The 17,838-nt window shown below is 75.0% G+C and carries 15 protein-coding genes; 7 read left to right on the plus strand and 8 right to left on the minus strand.

What is annotated here, in order from left to right; genetic code table 11:
- Positions 1-174: 174 nt before the first annotated feature.
- From AB0K51_RS25385 to AB0K51_RS25415, 7 genes are all read left to right on the plus strand, one after another.
- On the plus strand, positions 175-1,035 hold the full coding sequence (locus AB0K51_RS25385) for a PhzF family phenazine biosynthesis isomerase (protein WP_363459319.1): 861 nt from the start codon (positions 175-177) through the stop codon (positions 1,033-1,035).
- A gap of 232 nt (positions 1,036-1,267) precedes the next feature.
- Positions 1,268-2,464: a histidine kinase gene (locus AB0K51_RS25390; RefSeq protein WP_363459321.1), complete on the plus strand. Its 1,197-nt coding sequence runs from the start codon at positions 1,268-1,270 to the stop codon at positions 2,462-2,464.
- Complete coding sequence (locus AB0K51_RS25395; RefSeq protein WP_363459323.1) at positions 2,461-3,123, plus strand: response regulator transcription factor; 663 nt, start codon at positions 2,461-2,463, stop codon at positions 3,121-3,123. The genes AB0K51_RS25390 and AB0K51_RS25395 overlap by 4 nt, the downstream gene beginning before the upstream one ends.
- Before the next feature lie 194 nt (positions 3,124-3,317).
- Entirely contained in the window at positions 3,318-3,593 is a 276-nt protein-coding gene (locus AB0K51_RS25400) for an SHOCT domain-containing protein (protein ID WP_363459325.1), read from the plus strand.
- Positions 3,590-4,342 carry an ABC transporter ATP-binding protein gene (locus AB0K51_RS25405; RefSeq protein ID WP_363459326.1) on the plus strand — a complete coding sequence of 251 codons (753 nt, stop codon included), beginning with the start codon at positions 3,590-3,592 and terminating at the stop codon, positions 4,340-4,342. The genes AB0K51_RS25400 and AB0K51_RS25405 overlap by 4 nt, the downstream gene beginning before the upstream one ends.
- Positions 4,339-6,903: an FtsX-like permease family protein gene (locus AB0K51_RS25410; protein WP_363459328.1), complete on the plus strand. Its 2,565-nt coding sequence runs from the start codon at positions 4,339-4,341 to the stop codon at positions 6,901-6,903. Before AB0K51_RS25405 ends, AB0K51_RS25410 begins: the two co-directional genes overlap by 4 nt.
- Positions 6,904-7,029: 126 nt before the next feature.
- Positions 7,030-8,133, plus strand: coding sequence for a PLP-dependent cysteine synthase family protein (locus AB0K51_RS25415; protein ID WP_363459330.1), 1,104 nt, complete (start codon positions 7,030-7,032; stop codon positions 8,131-8,133).
- 89 nt (positions 8,134-8,222) lie between these two features.
- Here the strand turns inward: AB0K51_RS25415 and AB0K51_RS25420 are convergent, their stop codons facing one another.
- The 8 genes from AB0K51_RS25420 to AB0K51_RS25455 all read right to left on the minus strand — a co-directional run bounded on the left by AB0K51_RS25420 (position 8,223) and on the right by AB0K51_RS25455 (position 17,820).
- A complete protein-coding gene (locus tag AB0K51_RS25420) occupies positions 8,223-9,053 on the minus strand; it encodes a hypothetical protein (RefSeq protein WP_363459332.1) in 831 nt (276 codons plus the stop codon).
- 38 nt (positions 9,054-9,091) lie between these two features.
- Positions 9,092-11,515, minus strand: a complete 2,424-nt coding sequence (locus tag AB0K51_RS25425) for a right-handed parallel beta-helix repeat-containing protein (RefSeq protein WP_363459333.1) — start codon at positions 11,513-11,515, stop codon at positions 9,092-9,094.
- Positions 11,516-11,654: 139 nt separating this feature from the next.
- Positions 11,655-12,542, minus strand: coding sequence for an MOSC N-terminal beta barrel domain-containing protein (locus tag AB0K51_RS25430; RefSeq protein WP_363459334.1), 888 nt, complete (start codon positions 12,540-12,542; stop codon positions 11,655-11,657).
- A gap of 132 nt (positions 12,543-12,674) precedes the next feature.
- Positions 12,675-13,265 carry a DUF6643 family protein gene (locus AB0K51_RS25435; RefSeq protein WP_363459336.1) on the minus strand — a complete coding sequence of 197 codons (591 nt, stop codon included), beginning with the start codon at positions 13,263-13,265 and terminating at the stop codon, positions 12,675-12,677.
- Between the two features lie 263 nt (positions 13,266-13,528).
- A complete protein-coding gene (gene mscL, locus AB0K51_RS25440) occupies positions 13,529-13,972 on the minus strand; it encodes a large conductance mechanosensitive channel protein MscL (protein WP_363459337.1) in 444 nt (147 codons plus the stop codon).
- 97 nt (positions 13,973-14,069) lie between these two features.
- On the minus strand, positions 14,070-15,269 hold the full coding sequence (locus AB0K51_RS25445) for a DegT/DnrJ/EryC1/StrS family aminotransferase (RefSeq protein ID WP_363459339.1): 1,200 nt from the start codon (positions 15,267-15,269) through the stop codon (positions 14,070-14,072).
- Positions 15,266-16,786 (minus strand): hypothetical protein, encoded by a 1,521-nt coding sequence (locus AB0K51_RS25450; RefSeq protein ID WP_363459341.1) that lies wholly within the window; start codon positions 16,784-16,786, stop codon positions 15,266-15,268. Before AB0K51_RS25450 ends, AB0K51_RS25445 begins: the two co-directional genes overlap by 4 nt.
- The gene (locus tag AB0K51_RS25455) at positions 16,786-17,820 is read right to left on the minus strand and encodes a GNAT family N-acetyltransferase (protein WP_363459343.1); all 1,035 of its coding nucleotides are present in this window, start codon (positions 17,818-17,820) and stop codon (positions 16,786-16,788) included. Before AB0K51_RS25455 ends, AB0K51_RS25450 begins: the two co-directional genes overlap by 1 nt.
- Positions 17,821-17,838: the final 18 nt, after the last annotated feature.

Consider the following 17,838-nt stretch of genomic DNA (forward strand, 5'->3'; position numbering starts at 1 on the left):
GGTCGCAGGGACCGCGATCGGCGATCCTCCGACGGCGGGCCGGGGTGCGAGCCCGGACCGCCGCCGGAGGAACGCCGACCGCGCCGCCCGTCCTCGGGAAGGGAGGGGAACGTCGACCGTGCCGCCCGTCCTCGGAAGGGAATCGAGTGCCGACCGCCGCTCGTTGATCACGGCATGACCGACACCGCACCAGCCGCCGAACCCCTCCGCTACGCCGCCTTCACCACCGACCCGGCCGGCGGCAACCCGGCCGGCGTGGTCCTCGACGCGCGCGGCCTCGACGACTCCGCGCAGCTCGCCCTCGCCGCCGCCCTGGGCTACTCCGAGACCGCGTTCCTCACGCCCGTGCCCGGCACCCCCCGGGCCTACACCGTCCGCTACTTCAGCCCGCTCGCCGAGGTCCCGTTCTGCGGCCACGCCACCATCGCCTCCGCGGTCGCCCTCGCCGAGCGGATCGGCCCCGGCTCGCTGCTCTTCGAGACCAAGGCCGGACCGGTCCCGATCGAGGTCACCGAGGGGCCGGGCGGTGTCCTCGCCGCCACCCTCACCAGCGTCCCGCCGTCGGTCGAGGAGGTCGACGCCGCGGACCTCGCCGAGGCGTTGGTCGCGCTGCGGTGGGCCGTGGACGAACTCGACCCGGCGCTGCCGCCGCGGATCGCCTACGCCGGCGCCCGCCACCTGGTGCTGGCCGCCGCGACGCGGCAGCGGCTCGCCGCGCTCGACTACGACTTCGACGCGCTCGGCGACCTGATGCGCCGACTCGACCTGACCACCGTTCAACTGGTGTGGCAGCAGGACGAGTTCACCTTCCACGTGCGCGACCCGTTCCCGGTCGGGGGTGTGGTCGAGGACCCCGCGACCGGGGCCGCGGCGGCGGCCTTCGGTGCGTACCTGCGACAGCTGCGCCACCTCGCCACCGCGCGCCTCACCCTCCACCAGGGCGAGGACCTCGGCCGCCCGGGGCTGCTCACCGTCGACCTCGACGCGCACGATGTGCGGGTGCGGGTCACGGGGCAGGCGGTGCCGATTCTCTAGGTGTTCAGGGGCCCGGGGAGCGGCGGGAGTGCGTGGCGGTGAGGTCTCGACTTGGCTGGGGGTCTTCGGAGACCTCTATGCGCCGAGACCTCGCAGCGCCCTGTCACCCTCGCCGCCACACACTCCCGCCGTTCCCCGGGCCCCTGGCGGGGCTTTGTACTCCCTGGGGAGTAGGCGCGCCCGGTTCGGGAGGGTGACGTGGGGTGGTGGGGGTGGTGGCTAGCCTTTCGGTATGAGTGGTGTGGGCCGGCCGTGGGTGCCGTTCTGGGTGCGGTCGGCCAAGGCGGGGTGGCCGGTGGCGTTGGCCGTCGTGGTGGCGGTGGCGCAGGTGGTCGGGACGTCGGCGGCGGCGAAGCACCAGAGCGGCCGGGTCGCGCTGGACGCCTGGGGGTACGCGCTGCTGCTGGCGGGGCCGGCGCTGCTGGTGCTGCGCACGCGGTACCCGGCGGCGACGGTGGCCGGGACGGCGGCGGTGACGTCGGTCTACCTGTGGGCGGGGTACCCGTACGGGCCGGTGTTCCTGAGCATGGTGGTGGCGTTCTTCCACGCGGTGCAGCACGGGCACCGGCGGGCGGCCTGGCTGAGTGCGGGCGGTTTCTACCTGGTGCACCTGCTGATCAGCTACGTGGTGCCGGACGCGTGGCTGCGGGCGCAGAGCCGCGGCGTGGCGGGCTGGCAGGAGCTCGGGGTGACGGCCTGGCTGCTGCTGGTCTTCGCCGGGGCCGAGCTGGCCCGGTTCCGGCGGGAGCAGATCGCGGCGGTGCGGGCGGCCGAGGAGGAGGCCCGGGCCCGGCGCAGCGACGAGGAGCGGCTGCGGATGGCGCGCGAACTGCACGACATCCTGGCGCACTCGATCTCCCTGATCCACCTTCAGGCGGGCGTCGCGCTGGAGCTGTTGGACGCGCAGCCGAAGCAGGCGCGGACGGCGCTGACCACGATCAAGGCGACCAGCAAGGAGGCGCTGGGCGAGGTCCGGCAGGTGCTGGGGACGCTGCGCCGGCCGGGCGCGGCGGCGCCGCTCTCGCCCGCGCCGGGCCTGGCCCGCCTGGACGAGCTGGTGGCGCAGGCCCGGGACGCGGGTCTGGCGGTGGCGGTGCGCACCGCGGGTGCGGCGCGTCCGCTGGGCGCGGCGCTGGACCTGGCGGCGTTCCGGATCGTCCAGGAGGGGCTGACCAACGTGCTGCGGCACTCGACCGCGCGGACCGCGGAGGTCGTGCTGGAGTGGCGGCCGGACGGGCTGGAGGTGCGGGTGGAGGATCCGGGGCCGCCCGGCGGCGGGGACGCGGGCGGCAGCGGGACGGGGCTGGTCGGGATGCGCGAGCGGGTCGGCGCGTTCGGCGGGCGGGTGGTGGCGGGACCGCGCGGTGACGGCGGGTTCCGGGTGGCGGCCTGGCTGCCGCAGGCGGCGTCGAAGGGAGCCGAACCGTGATCAGGGTGCTGCTGGCGGACGACCAGACGCTGGTGCGGGCCGGGTTCCGGGCACTGCTGGACGCCCAGCCCGACCTGGCGGTGGTCGGCGAGGCGGACGACGGCGAGCAGGCGGTGGCGCTCGCCGCCGAACTGCGGCCGGACGTGGTGCTGATGGACATCCGGATGCCGCGGCTGGACGGGCTCGCCGCGACCCGGCGGATCTGCGCGGACCCGGCGCTGGCGGAGGTCCGGGTGGTGGTGCTGACCACCTTCGAGCTGGACGAGTACGTCTTCGAGGCGGTGCGGGCCGGTGCGGCCGGGTTCCTGGTGAAGGACACCGAGCCGGGCGACCTGCTGCGCGCCGTCCGGGTCGCGGCCGCCGGCGACGCGCTGCTCTCGCCGGGCGTCACCCGGCGGCTGATCGGCGAGTTCGCGGCCCGCTCGAAGGAGCCGTCCACCGCCCGGCTGGACGTCCTGACCGACCGCGAGCGCGAGGTGCTGGCCCTGGTCGGCCTCGGCCTGTCCAACGAGGACATCGCCCGCCGGCTGGTGGTCAGCCCGCTCACCGCGAAGACCCACGTCAGCCGCACGATGATCAAGCTGGGCGCCCGCGACCGCGCCCAACTGGTGGTCACCGCCTACGAGTCCGGCCTGGTCCGCCCCGGCTGGCTGGGCTGACCGGGACCGTCCGCCCTGACGGCGGGTCACGCGGGGGCGAGCGGTCCGAGGCGTCCGTCGCGCCGGGCCGGGAGGACGAGGCCCGGTAGTCCGCCGGGAGTAGCGGTGGTGTCGCCCGGTGGGGGACGCGGGCGAGGGGTGGACGGCGGGACGGTGGTGGAGATGGTTCCGCTGCTCGAAGGAGATGGATTCCGATGACCGCTCTGCTCGCCGATGGGCCCGGGTCGTGGCCCGGCCCGTGGGTGCTGGTGTTCCCGTTGTTCTGGCTGCTGGTGGTGGTGCTGGTGGTGACGGCGCTGCGCCGGGCGGCGTGGCGGCGCGGCGGCTGGTGCGGCCGGGTGGGCGGGGAGCACGCCCCGCTGGCGGTGCTGGGGCGGCGGTACGCGCAGGGGGAGATCGACGCGGACGAGTACCGCGAGCGCCGCGCCGTGCTGACGGAGGGTCAGGACGCGCCCGGGGTGAAGCGATGACCGTCGCGGCCGCCCGCGTGCAGGACGCGGTGAAGGAGTACGGCGGCGGGGAGACCCGGGTGCGCGCCCTGGACGGGGTCAGCGTCGAGTTCCCCGCCGCGCGGTTCACCGCCGTGATGGGGCCCTCCGGCTCCGGCAAGTCGACGCTGATGCACTGCGCCGCCGGGCTGGACACGCTCAGCGCGGGCCACGCCTACCTGGGCGGGACGGAGCTGTCCGCGCTCGGCGACAAGGAGTTGACGCTGCTGCGCCGGGAGCGGATCGGCTTCGTCTTCCAGGCGTTCAACCTGGTGCCGACGCTGACCGTGCGGGAGAACATCACCCTGCCGCTGGACCTCGGCGGCGCCGCCCCCGACCCCGAGTGGCTGTCCGCGCTGATCGACGTGGTCGGCCTCGGCGACCGGCTGCACCACCGGCCGTCCCAGCTCTCCGGCGGCCAGCAGCAGCGCGTCGCCGTGGCGCGGGCGCTGGCCGGACGGCCGCAGGTGGTCTTCGCCGACGAGCCGACCGGCAACCTGGACTCCCGCAGCGGCGGCGAGGTGCTCGGCCTGCTGCGCTCCGCCGTCGACACCATGGGCCAGGCGGTGGTCATGGTCACGCACGACCCGGCGGCCGCCGGCTACGCCGACACCGTCGTCTTCCTCGCCGACGGCCGGCTGGTCGACACCATGGACGCGCCGACCGCCGACCGGGTCCTCGACCGGATGAAGAGCTTCGACGGCCCGCGCGCCGAGGCGGGCGCCCGGTGAACGCGAGCGTACGGATCGGGGCGCGCTCGCTGCTCGCCCACCGGCGCCGGCTGCTCGGCACCGTGGCCTCGATCGTGCTCGGCGTCGCCTTCCTGACCGGCACCATGGTGCTCGGCGACACCCTGCGCGCCAACTTCGACACCCTGTTCGCCGACGCCAACGCCGGCACCGGTGCGGTGGTCCGCAGCGCCGAGGTGCTGGACGCGCCGAACGTCCCCGGCGGGGTGCGCGCCCCGCTGGACGACGCGCTGACCGCGAAGCTGCGCGCCGTGCCCGGGGTGAGCGCCGCCGAACCGTCCGTGCAGGGCGCGGGCCAACTGATCGGCGCCGACGGCACGCCGATCGGCGGCCAGGGCCCGCCCACCCTGGCGGGCAACTGGATCAATGACTCCCAGCTCAACCCGTACCGGCTCGCCGAGGGCCGCGCCCCCGCCGCGCCCGGCGAGGTGGTGGTCAACCGCGGCGCCGCCAGGACCGGCGGCCTGCACCTGGGCTCCACCACCGTGCTGCGCACCCCCGACCCGGTGCGGGTCACCGTGGTCGGCATCGCCACCTTCGGCGCGGACGCCGACGGCATGGGCCCGAGCACCTTCACCGCGCTCACCCTCGCCGACGCCCAGGCCCACCTGACGCCCAGGGGCAGCGGCCAGGTCAGCACCGTCCGGCTGCGCTCCGACACCCTGAGTCAGCGTCAACTCGTCGAGCGGGTACGGCCGCTGCTGCCCGACGGCGTGGAGGCGCTGACCGGCGCGGACGCCACCGCGCAGTCCACCGCCGACGTCTCCGGCCGCTTCCTCGGCCTGTTCACCACGCTGCTGCTGGTCTTCGCCGGGATCGCGCTGCTGGTCGCCACCTTCACCATCCACAACACCTTCGCCATCGTCACCGCCCAGCGCACCCGCGAGAACGCCCTGCTGCGGGCGCTCGGCGCCAGCCGCGGGCAGGTGCTCGGCACCACCCTCGGCGAGGCCCTCGCGCTCGGCGCACTGGCCTCCGGCCTCGGCCTGCTCGGCGGCTTCGGCGTCGCCGCCGGACTCAAGGCGCTGTTCGCGGCGATCGGCTTCACCCTGCCCACCGGCGGGACCGTCGTGCACACCGCCACGATCGTGCTCCCGCTGCTGACCGGCACCGTGGTCGCGGTCGGCTCCGCGCTCGCCCCCGCGCTGCGCGCCGCCCGCACCGCCCCGCTCGCCGCCCTGCGCGAGACCGCGGTGGACGGCGCCGCCGAAGGCCGGGGCGCCTGGCTGCGGGCCGGCCTCGGCGCGCTGCTGGTCTTCGGCGGCCTGCCCGCCACCGTGGTCGGCGCCACCCGCGGGCCCTCGCTGACGCTCACCGTCGGCGGCGCCCTCGCGGTGCTCGCCGGGACGGTGGTGCTCGGACCGGTCGCCGCCGCCCTCGCCGTCCGCACCCTCGGCGCGCCGCTGCCCCGGCTGCGCGGCGTCACCGGGGCGCTGGCCCGCCGCAACGCCGCCCGCAACCCCAAGCGGACCGCCGCGACCGCCACCGCCCTGATGGTCGGCGTCGCCGTGGTCACCCTGTTCACCGTCTTCGGCGCCTCCGTGAAGGCCACCCTGGACGACAGCGTCTCCCGCTCCTTCGCCGGCGACCTCGCCGTCACCGCCCCCGCCACCGGGGCCGGCGGCAGCGGCGTCTCCCCGAAGCTCGCCCCGGCGCTGAGCGCCCTGCCGGAGGTCCGCGCCGCCGTCGGCCTCGGCCGGGGCGTCGCCCAGGTCGACGGCCACGGACGGCAGTTGGACGTCGCCGACCCGGCCGCGCTGGCCCAGGTGGTCGACCTCGGCCGGATCGACGGCTCACTCGACGCGCTCGGCGCCGACGGCCTCGCGGTCTCCCGCGCCGAGGCCGCCGCCCGCGGCTGGAGCCTCGGCAGCACCGTCCCGATGCGCTTCACCGACGGCCCGGCAGCCTTCACCGTCCGCGCCCTCTACCAGGGCGGCGGCGTCGCCGGGGACTACCTGATCAGCCGTCAGGCCTGGCAGCCGCACCGGGTGCAGGACGCCGACACCATGGTCGCCGTCGCCCTCAGGCCCGGGGTGACGCTGAGTCAGGGCAAGGCCGCCGTGCAGCGGGCCGCCGACGCCTACGGCAGCCCGAAGGCGCAGACCCGCGCCGAGTACGCCGCGAGCTCCGCCGGCGCCGTCGACATGATGCTCTCGGTGGTCTACGCCCTGCTCGCGCTCGCCGTGCTGATCGCCCTGCTCGGCATCGCCAACACCCTCACCCTCGCCGTCCACGAACGCACCAGGGAACTGGGCCTGTTGCGCGCAGTCGGCCAGACCCGCGGGCAGCTGCGGGCCATGGTGCGGTGGGAGTCGGTGCTGGTCGCCGCGTTCGGCACCACCGGCGGCCTCGCCCTCGGCGCCTTCCTCGGCTGGGCGCTCACCCGCGCCGCCGACTCGGCGGGCACCGGCTCCTTCGCGCTGCCCGCCGGACGCCTGGCGGTCGTCCTGCTGGTCGGCCTGCTCGCCGGGGCGCTGGCCGGACTGCGCCCGGCCGCCCGGGCCGCCCGGCTCGACATCCTGCGCGCGGTGGCCGCGGACTGACGGCACCTGGTGTCGCGGGAGCCCCGGCCGCCCCATAAGGGGAAGCTGGGGCTTCCGTAACGGTCACTTATCGTGATCAACTGTTACACTGGGTTGCCTGATTCGTGGTGACGAGGAGTGTGCGCGATGACCGGCCAGATCCTGGACGTGGACCGTTCCGACGCCGAGTACCGGGCCTGGTTGAAGGACGCGGTGCGCCGCGTGCAGGCCGATGCCAACCGCTCGGCCGACACCCACCTGCTGCGCTTCCCGCTGCCCGCCGACTGGGGCATCGACCTGTACCTCAAGGACGAGTCCACCCACCCCACCGGCAGCCTCAAGCACCGCCTGGCCCGCTCGCTCTTCCTGTACGGCCTGTGCAACGGCTGGATCCGCCCCGGCAAGCCGGTGATCGAGGCCTCCAGCGGCTCCACCGCCGTCTCCGAGGCGTACTTCGCCCAGCTGATCGGCGTCCCGTTCATCGCCGTGATGGCCCGCACCACCAGCCGCGCCAAGATCGAGCTGATCGAGTTCCACGGCGGCACCTGCCACCTGGTCGACAACTCCTGCGAGGTCTACGAGGTCGCCGCCAAGCTGGCCGCCGACACCGGCGGCCACTACATGGACCAGTTCACCTACGCCGAGCGGGCCACCGACTGGCGCGGCAACAACAACATCGCCGAGTCGATCTTCGCCCAGCTGCGGATGGAGCCCCACCCCGAACCCGCCTGGATCGTCGCCACCGCCGGCACCGGCGGCACCTCCGCCACCATCGCCCGGTACGTCCACTACCTGCAGCACGACACCCGGATCTGCGTCGCCGACCCGGAGAACTCCTGTTTCTTCGACGGCTGGGTCCGCCACGACCCCGACGCGCAGTGCTCCACCGGCTCGCGGATCGAGGGCATCGGCCGCCCCCGGATGGAGCCCAGCTTCGTCCCCGGCGCGATCGACCGGATGATGAAGGTCCCCGACGCGGCCTCCGTCGCCGCCGTCCACCTGCTCGAGGCCGTGCTCGGCAAGAAGGCCGGCGCCTCCACCGGCACCGGCCTGTGGAGCGCCCTGCGGATCGTCGCCGAGATGCGCGCCGACGGCCGTACCGGCAGCGTGGTCACCCTGATCTGCGACCCCGGCGACCGCTACCTCGACAAGTACTACTCCGCCGACTGGCTCGCCGCCGAGCGGATCGACCCCGCCCCGTACCGCGCCGCACTGGACGCCTTCCTGGCGAGCGGCGACTGGACGGAGTGACCCGGAGCGTCCAGGTCGCCGACCGGGACCCGGCGGGCCCCGCCCGCTTCCGGGTCCGCCACGCGGGCTGATCCGTAGCTGACCGTGCGTCAGTCGGACGGCTGCTCGAAGCGCAGGCGGCGGCCCCAGGCGCTGCTCCAGCCGGCGCGCCAGACGGCTATGCCCCGGTAGGTGAAGGTGCAGGTGAGGCCGACGCCCCAGTCGTCGCCGTCGTCGTGGCGCAGCGCGGGGTCGGCGAAGGCGTCCGCCAGGCGGTCGAGCGGGACGACCGTGAAGGCGTCGCCGCGCTCCGCGGCGTGGTGCTGCACCTCGATCCAGCCGTCGCGGACGAACGGGACCAGCGGGGCGAGTTGGCGCTCGACCCAGGCGGTGCGGTCGGCGCCGGTCAGCTCGGTCGGCAGGTCCTCCCAGATGCCGAACGGGCCGGTGAGCATGCCGCTGGACTCGTCGGCGCAGACCAGCACCCGCTGCTGGTCGAGGGAGAGCTCGTCCCAGTCGGGCAGCCCGTCGGCGGACCCGACCGGGTACACGTCCGCCCGCCAGTGCCGGTCCGCGGCCTCGGCGGCGCGCAGGTCGTGCCCGTGCGCGCGCTTCGGGTCCCACAGCCAGTGGTCCGGCTCGGCGAGGGCGGCGTGCAGGGCGTCGCCGGTCAGCGCGGGGTCGGCGGGCTCGGCGTAGCGGCCCTGCCGGGCGTGGACGGTGAGCAGCCCGCGGCCCGCCAGGTCGGCGGCGACCGCGGCCAACCGCGGGACCAGGGCGAGCTGTTCGTCCCGGGTGAGGCTGCGCGGGGGCGCGTCGGGGGAGCCGGCCCACCGCAGGTCGGTGCCGTGGTGCTGGACGGTGCCGGCCAGGCCCGCCCCGTACACGGCGCGGCGGAGCAGGGTCTGTTCGGCGGTGGTCAGATCGTTCCAGGGCTGCACGGCAGCGATCATCCCACCGGCCGCGCGGCGGGCCGGCGTCAGGTCGGCAGGTCGGCGGGGACCAGCAGCTGGAGGTCCTCGGTGGTCGGGTCGGACAGGTGGGCGACCCGGCTGGCGTGGCGTTCGACCATCGTCTCGAAGACCTGGCGGGCGGTACGGCCGTTGCCGAAGCCGGCGCCCCGGTCGAGCGTGGTGAAGTGCGCCTGCAGGGCCGCCTCGGTGGCCTCGTCGAGGCGGTACTCGTGCTCGGCGGCCTGGGCGCGGGCGATCTCCAGCAGCTCCCCGGCGGTGTAGTCGGGGAAGGTGACGGTGCGGGAGAAACGGGAGGAGAGGCCGGGGTTGGCGGCGAGGAAGCGCTCCATCTCGGCGGTGTAGCCCGCCACGATCACCACCACCTCGTCGCGGTGGTCCTCCATCAGCTTCACCAGGGTGTCGATCGCCTCCCGGCCGAAGTCCCGGCCGCCGTCCTCCGGCGCGAGCGCGTACGCCTCGTCGATGAACAGCACCCCGCCGCGCGCCTTGTCGAACGCCGCGGCGGTCCGGATCGCCGTCGAGCCGATGTGCTCGCCGACCAGGTCCAGCCGGGCCACCTCCACCAGGTGGCCGCGCTGCAGCACCCCGAGCGAGGCGAGGATCTCGCCGTACAGCCGGGCCACCGTCGTCTTGCCGGTGCCGGGGGAGCCGGTGAAGACCAGGTGGCGGCGGGGCGAGGGCGCCTTCAGGCCGGCCCGCTGGCGGGCCCGGCCCACCGAGATCATGTCGATCAGGGTGCGCACCTCCTGCTTCACCGTGGCCAGGCCGACCAGCGCGTCCAGGTCGGCCAGCGCCTCCTCGGCGGGGCGGCAGTCCGGGATCGGGGCGATCGCCGAGGCGGCCGGCGCGGCCGGGGCGTGCGAGGTCAGCACGGCCGGGACGAGCGAGGCCAGCGGGGGAGCGGCGGCCGGGTCGGTGCCGCGCGGCGCGGGCACCGGCGCGGCGGGCGCCACGTCGTCCGAGGTGCAGCCCTCCGCGAGCGGGCCCGGCTCGGAGAACTCGAAGCCCGCCCGGGCGTTGCGCTCCGCCCGGCAGCGGATCAGCCGGGTGCGGCACCCGTCGATCACGTGGAAGCCGAACCCGCCGCCCTGCGAGACCCGCACCGACTCGAACTCGCCGCGGCCCTGCGCCGACACGTACACCCCGGCGTCGCTCGCGCCACGCACCGTGCAGTCCCGCAGCACCGGGTCGGCGCCCTTGGTGACGATCACCCCGGTCGCCACCTCGGCGATCTCACAGTTCGTCAGCAGGCCGCCCGAGCCGTGGTCCCGGAACCACAGGCCGGTGCCCGCGCCCTGGATCCGGCAGCCCGCCAGGTCGGCGCTGGCCCCGCCGCTCACCGACACCGCGGAGGAGCGGATCGCGGTGAACGAGCAGTCCCGGGCGCTCGCCGAGGAGCCCTGGTCGAGGACGAAGAGCGCGTCCGGCAGGTCGTCCAGCGAGCAGTCGACGAGCTCCAGCGCCGCGCCGTCGCTCACCCACAGCGCCGGGTAGTCGCCCTGCGCGGAGTGGAAGCGGCAGCCCTCGGCGAGCACCTTGGTGCCGCCGTCCCACACCGAGAGCGCGCCCCGGCCGAAACCCTGCACCGTCACCTGGCGCAGCGTCAGCCTGGACCCGCCGCGCAGGTCGGCGGCGTTCTCCGGCACCTCGTGCACCCGGCAGCCGGTCAACTCCAGCTCGGCGCCGGTGTCCAGGCTCAGGCCGTTGCCGGAGACCCGGTGCACCGTGCAGTCGGCGAGCCGGCCGACCGCCTGCGACTCGGCCTGCACGCCGGAGCCGCGCACCTCGTACACCTCACAGCCCGTCAGCTCGGCCAGCGTGCCGGGGTCGGCGAGCAGCACGCCCGCGCCGCCCGCGTGGTGCACCCGGGTGCGCTCGAGCCGCAGCTTCGCGCCGCCCAGCGCCGCCACCCCGCTCTGGCCGGCCGCCGCCACCTCGCAGTCCAGCAGCTCCGCCTGGACCGGCCCGCGCAGCCGGACGCCCAGGCCCGCCGGGTTCTCCACGACGCAGCCGGTGAGCTGGGCGCGGGCGCCGTCGACGATCTCCACGCCGACCGCGGAGACGGTCTCGATCCGGCAGTCGGCCAGCACCGCGCCCTCCGCGCCGGCCACCAGCACCGCCGGGGCGGAGCGGTCCGAGCCCTCCACGGTCAGGCCGCGCAGGGTCGCCGCGGCGGTGACCGTCAGCGCGGTGCCGCCGCGGACGGCGCTCTCCGGCGCGGTGATCCGCACGCTGCCCGGGCCGTCGGCGGCGGTCACCGTCACCGGCTTGTCGACCACCACGGCCTCGCGGAACGTCCCCGGACGGAGCGTCAGGGTGTCGCCCGGCTCGGCCACCTCGAGGGCCTCGCGGAGCGTCTCGTACTCCCCGCTCCGCCGCCGCCAGCGGGAGGCGCTGTCCTGCGTGACCCGGACCCTGAGCTCAGCCATGACGATCTGTCATCCCTGCCTTCGTCGAGACACTGCGGCGCGATCACCCCACGGTAGCGCGCGCGGTGGACGCGGTGGACCGTCGCCCGGTTCAACGACCGAGGCGGGGGGTGGTTCCGGGGGTGGCCCCGGTGCGGGTTCAGGCGGTTTCGAGGATCTCCAGCTCGTCGCCGACGGCGAGGGTGCCGAGCACCTCGCCGGTCACGCCGGCGGGCCGGACCGGGACCAGGTTCTGACCGAAGGCCAGCTTCTTGCCGATCCGGTGGTGGCGGCCGAGCGCGCGCAGCGGCTCCGGGCCGCGGCGCACGCCGGTCTCCTGGTCGGTGGTGGTGACCAGGCAGCGGCCGCACGGCTTCGCCACCCGGAACTCCAGCGCGCCGATCCGCACCCGGCGCCAGCCGTCCTCGGCCCACGCCGCGGTGCCGTCGACCACCACGTTGGGGCGGAAGCGCTCCATCGGGAGGGCGGCGGCCTTCACCGGGTCGTCCGGGTGGTCCTCGGCGATCCGGGCGTTGAGTTCGGCGAGCGAGCCGGTGGTGGCGAGCAGCAGCGGGTAGCCGTCGGCCATCGAGACGGTCTCGCCCTCGGCGGCGTACCTCGGGTCGATCTGCCGGCTGGTCTCCGGGCGGTCCAGGTGGACCAGGCGCACCTCGCCGAGGCCGACGGGCAGGCGCTCGGCCAGCCACGCGGCGACCTCCTTCGGCGTCTCGGCGGCGGAGAAGCGGGTGCCGAAGACGTCGACCAGGGCCTCCGGGGCGGCCGCGGCGAGCGTGGCGGCGGGGACGGTGAGCACCGCGCCGTCGGGGGCGGTCAGGGTGAGCCCGCCGTCCGGGCCGGGGACGGGACGGAACTGGCCGATGCCGGGTTCGTCGCGCTGGGTGATCGCGCGGCCGTCGGCGTCCACCAGCATCCAGCGGCGGTCGCCGACCAGGCCCCAGGGGTGCACGTCGGCGGTGGACGGGGTGAGGCGGTACATCGACTTGACCGGGTACAGGTGGAGGGAGACGACCTTTGCCATGGGGCCCATCCTAGGTGTGCGCGGACACGCGGAAGGCCGCCCGGGGAGCGGGACTTCGCTCCGTGGGCGGCCTTCGGGACGTGTGCGCTGACCTTGCTCCCGGCTGGGCTTCCCTCCGTGGGCCCAGACGGACGTCGGGTCTCAGCCGGCCTGGGGGTACTGGCGGTACTGGGGGTAGGCCTGCGGCTGGGGGGCGGCGGGGCGCAGCGTGTTCCCGCCGAAGGACTGGTCGGCGAAGGACTGCTGCGGGGCCGTCTGGGCGCCGAACTGCTGGGAGTTGAAGTTCGGCGCGAAGCTCTGCGGGGCGGCGGCGAAGTTGTTCGCCGGGTACGCCTGCGTGGGCTGCGGGTAGGCCGGGGCGACCGGGCGCTGGCCGGGCACGAACGGCTGCGGGGCGGCGGCGTAGCCGGGCTGCGGGGACTGGCCGTAGCCGTGCTGGGCCGGCATGTGCTGGGCGGGCGCGGGGGCGCTGCTCGGGCCGGGGCCGAGAGCGAGCCGGGCCGGCGGCAGGGCGGGCAGGTGGGAGCCGGGGGTGTCGAACCCGGTGCCGTAGCTGCCGGCGTAGCCGCTGCCGTAGGAGGAGTAGGAGGAGGTGGGGAGCGCCGGCGGGACGTTGATCGGCGCGATCTGCGGGATGCCGCGCTCTGCGACGAGGCTGTCGTAGATGGGCGTGCCGGAGGAGAAGGACGGAGGGGGGTAGCCGACTCCGTCGTAGGAGCGGGGCGAGGTCATGGGGCATACCGTAAGCCCACAATGCGCCTGCTGAGGAGAGTGAGAGGGCGGGGAGTTCAACTGTTTACACACTCTTCGCCGGCTCAAAGCGGGCGAAGTCGGTGGGAACGGACAAAAGGGCGGCGAATTTTCGGCCATCCGGCGATCGGCAAGCGGTAAGGCTCCGCCAAGGTTTTGTTAAGGAACGTGCCACCCCGGTCGCGGACGCGTTCCGGCCCGGACGGCGGGTGCCGTCCGGGCCGGGGTCGGTGCGGCGGCGGGCGTCAGCGGAGCGCCGCGGCCTGGGCCGGGAAGCCCGGGCGCCCGGCCAGTTCGCTGGTGCAGTGGGCGCAGCGGGTGGCGGCGGCCGGGACGGTGCTGAGGCAGTCGGGGCAGTCGGCCTTGGCGACCGGGGTCTCCTTGACCGGGTTGAAGCGGTTCTGCAGCCGGCCGACCGGGACCACCACGGCGAAGTAGATCACCGCGGCGACCAGCAGGAAGCTGATCATGGCGTTGAGGAAGGCGCCGTACGGGAAGGTGACCCCGGCGACGGTGAACGACTCCTTGCTGAAGTCGCCGACCGCGCCGGAGGCGACACCGATCAGCGGGGTCAGGAAGGCCGTGACGAAGCCGGTGACGACGGCCGTGAAGGCCGCGCCGATGACGATGCCGACCGCCAGGTCGACCACGTTGCCGCGCAGCAGGAAACTGCGGAATCCCTTGAACATGGCCGACATCCTGACGCTCCAACCTCCCTGTGGTCCAACCGAGTTCACCTGATCCGCGTAACGGCCGAACCGCCTTGCGAGCTTCGGTCAGACGACCTCAGCGGGCCCGGTCGGCCGCCCGGAGCTCCGCCGCGAAGGGCTGGATACGCACCACCGCGTCGGCGACCCGGCGAACGGCCGCGGCGTCCATGTGCGACCAGAGCGGGACGGTCAGCACGGACGCGGCGAGCCGGTCGGTGCGCGGCAGGTCCTCCGCCTGGCCGAGGTGGGCGTACGACTTCTGGCGATGCACCGGGGGGAAGAAGTAGCGGCGGGTGTCGATGCCCTCGGCCTTGAGGGCACGGCCGAGCTGATCGGCGGTCAGGCCGAACTCCTCGGCGTCCAGGATCAGGGTGAGGTCCTTGAAGGTGGAGACGTCGCCCTCCTCCGGCAGCGCCAGGCGCAGGCCGGGCAGGCCGGCCGTGGCGCGGGCGAACTCGGCGACCATGGCGCCGCGGTGGACGACCCGCTCGGGCAGGCCGGCCAGCCAGGTGAGGCCGACGGCCGCGTGCAGTTCGCTCATCCGGGCGTTCAGGCCGGGGAAGAGCGTGTCGTAGTCGCCCGGGTTGCCGTAGTCGCGGGCGGTGCGCAGGGTGGCGGCCAGCGCGGCGTCCCGGGTGGCGACCAGGCCGCCCTCGCCGGCCACCGCGACCTTGGTGGGGCTCATCGAGAACACCTCGGCCAGGCCGAAGTTGCCGACCGGCACGCCCTTGCGGCGGGAGCCGAGGCCGTGCGCGGAGTCGTAGACCAGCGGGACGCCGGCGGCGTCGGCGATCCGCTGCAGCTCCTCGGTCTGGCAGGGGGTGCCGTAGACGTGGGTGGCCATCATCGCGGCGGGGGAGTCGGCGGCCTTCAGCCGGGCCTCGGCGTCGGCCGGGTCGAGGGTGACGTCCTCGGTCCGGCACTCGGCGAACAGCGGGGTGCCGCCGGCCCAGTGCGCGGCGTGCGCGGTGGCGGAGAAGGTGAAGCCGGGCATCAGCACCGGGCGGCGGCCGTCGACCCCCGCGGCCTGCAGCACCAGCATCAGGCCCGCGGTGCAGTTGGAGACCGCGACCACGTGCGGAACGTCCATCAACTCGGCGGCGCGTTCCTCGAGTTGACGGACCGTGGCGCCGTTGGTGAGCATCCCGCTGTCGAGGACGGCGGCGAGCCGGTCGAGCAGCTCCTGGCGGGCCGGGACCTGGACGCGGGTGAGCGGCAGGCCCTCGGGGAACGCCGGGGCGCCGTCGAGCGCGGCGGGGCGGGCGAGGTCGGTCATGAGTGGGATCCCCCCTGGGTTCGGGACGGCTCCGGTCCGCCGACGCGGACCGGAAGTTCAGGCGGCGGCCCCGGCTGCCCGCGTTCCCCCCACTGCCCGGGCTGCACCCGCCACACCGGTGCCCGGCGGCGCACCACCCGCTTGGCGACCGCCGGTTTGGGCACCGCCAGTAGCACCAGCACCAACGGCAGCACCTGCACCCGCTCGCGGGACAGGATGCCCATGTTGTTGATGGTGGAGAACGCCCAGCAGAACAGCAGGGTGTACACCACGGTGAAGGCGATGTACGAGCGCTGCACGAACAGCTTCGGAATCCGGGCCAGTTGGGGCCAGCCGCGGATGAACATGATCAGCAGCGCGAAGCACTCCACCGACTGGATCAGGTTCTGCAGGTTGGACGCCTCGAACGGGAACGGCCGGAACAGCACGCTGATCACCGCGACCGGCAGTCCGGCGGGGTTCAGGCTGAAGGCCGGCGCGACATCGTCCGCGGCCTGCGCGTTGATCACCGAGGAGCCCTGCGAGGTGCGCCGGGAGGTCTCGGACAGCACGTGGTTGACCGCGTCGCCGTCGGTGCCGTTGGTACCGAAGAAGGTGGAGACCTGCTGCAGCATCAGCATCACGCCCAGGCCCAGCACCGCGATCGTCAGGATCGCCCGCAGCGGCCCGAGCGCGCTGACCTGCTGCGGCCGCTTGCGCAGCACGTACGCGACGGTCAGGCCCGCACCGGCCAGCACGGTCACGTGCGGGCGGACCATCGCGGTGCCCAGCGAGCCGAGCGCGATGCAGACGAACGCGCCGAACCGGCGGTCCAGCAGCCGCGCCACGCCGTAGGTGGTCAGGCCCAGGCAGAACATCATCCAGGCGTCCTTGCCGATGCTGGACGGCCAGAACAGCAGCGAGGGCAGGAAGAACACCAGCTTGGCGTAGCGCCGCGAGTCGGCCTCCGGGAAGGCGATCTGCAGCGCCCGCCAGAAGAACACCAGCCCCCAGAAGCCCAGCCAGGAGAAGACCAGGAAGCCGCCGATCAGGGTCGGACCGGTGACCGCGTACACCACGCCGGTGACGATGATGACGAAGCCGGTGCCCGCCACCTTCATGCCCAGGTCGTAGTGGATCCCGCCGAACAGGTCCGCGGTGTCCAGGTAGCGGGCCAGGTCGGTGCCGCGCTGGTGGTACATCTTGGCGTCGGCCGCGCCGCCGTACAGCACGAAGGCCATCAGGTAGCGCGGGAAGGCGCAGGCCAGCTTGGCGGCCATCGCCAGCAACAGCAGCTTGAACACCCCGCGTTCGGGGTTGTTGGCGGCGATCCGGCCGAGGATCGGGGTGCCGATCGCCATCAGCGCCGGGGCGACCAGCAGCGCGCCCCACGTGTCGTAGCTGGTGTGCACCATCGCCAGCACGAAGACCGTGACGTAGCCGGTCACCAGCGAGCCCGCGAGCAGGGTCGGCCTGCTCCGGCGGAGGGCGGCGCGCAGTGCGGCCGTCCGGCGGAGCAGGTCCGGCGGGGACGGCATCAGAAGACCTCCAGGTCGCCGAGGCCGAACCGCCAGTCGGTGAGCGACCGGCCCTCCGGCAGCGGGCCGCCCGGGGTGCGGGCGGCCAGCGTCATGCCGGCCCGCGGAGCGGTCAGGTAACCCGCCCGCAGCGCCGCGTCGGCGGCCTCGGTGCCCGGCGCCAGGTGGGTGGCGGCGTGGTCGCAGCCGGCGCCCGCGGCGGCGCGCAGCAGCCCGGCCGCCGCGGCCCGGTCGCCGGGGCGGACGATCAGCTCGGCGAGGGTGAACTCCGCCAGCGGCCCGCGCCGCCGTGGCCGGCCGAACGCCAACCCGACCAGCTCGCCGCCGCGTTCGACGGTCACCACCCGGTAGTCCAGACCCGGCGCGGCGCCGTACCGCCAGGCGAGGTACTCGGCGGTGCGCACCGTCTTCAGCCGCGGATCGGCCGCGTCCGCCCGGGCCCGCTCGGCCAGCAGCTCGGGCAGCCGGGCGTCCGGCCTGCCGAACCACTCGGCGGCGGTGGGCAGTTCGCAGCGCAGCGGGCCGACCCGCCCGGGGCGGCGGGCCAGCGCCGCGCGGGCGCCGCGGGCGAACGCGGCGGGCCGGGCCACCCGCAGGGCGATCGGCACCCGGCCGAGCTCCCGCCAGCCCATCTTCAGATAGCCCGGCAGGCTGTTGCCGTTCGGCGTGTTGAAGACCAACTCGGCCTCGCCGTCGACCTGTTCGAGCAGCCGCCGGGTGAGGGTGCGGAAGATCCCGCGGCCCTGGAAGTCCGGATGGGTGGCGGTGTCCACCGGCCGCACCGCCCGCACCACCCGCCCCGCGCCGTCCTGCCACTGCCAGCGCAGGAACAGCCGCACCCCCGCCAGCCGCCCGTCCGGCGCCTCGGCCACCAGTCCCGGGCTCTCGCCGAACGGGTTCCGGCGGTGCTTCCAGGCGAAGAACCCGGCACTGCGCTCCCCGGTCGGGCCGCCCGCCAGCGAGGCGGTGAGCAGCTCCAGCACCGCGGGCACGTCCGCCTCACCGAGCTGACGGAACGTCAGATCACTTCCCACGTCGGTACGTCGTCCCTT

The sequence above is a fragment of the Kitasatospora sp. NPDC049285 genome, from assembly GCF_040678815.1.
Classification (GTDB): domain Bacteria; phylum Actinomycetota; class Actinomycetes; order Streptomycetales; family Streptomycetaceae; genus Kitasatospora.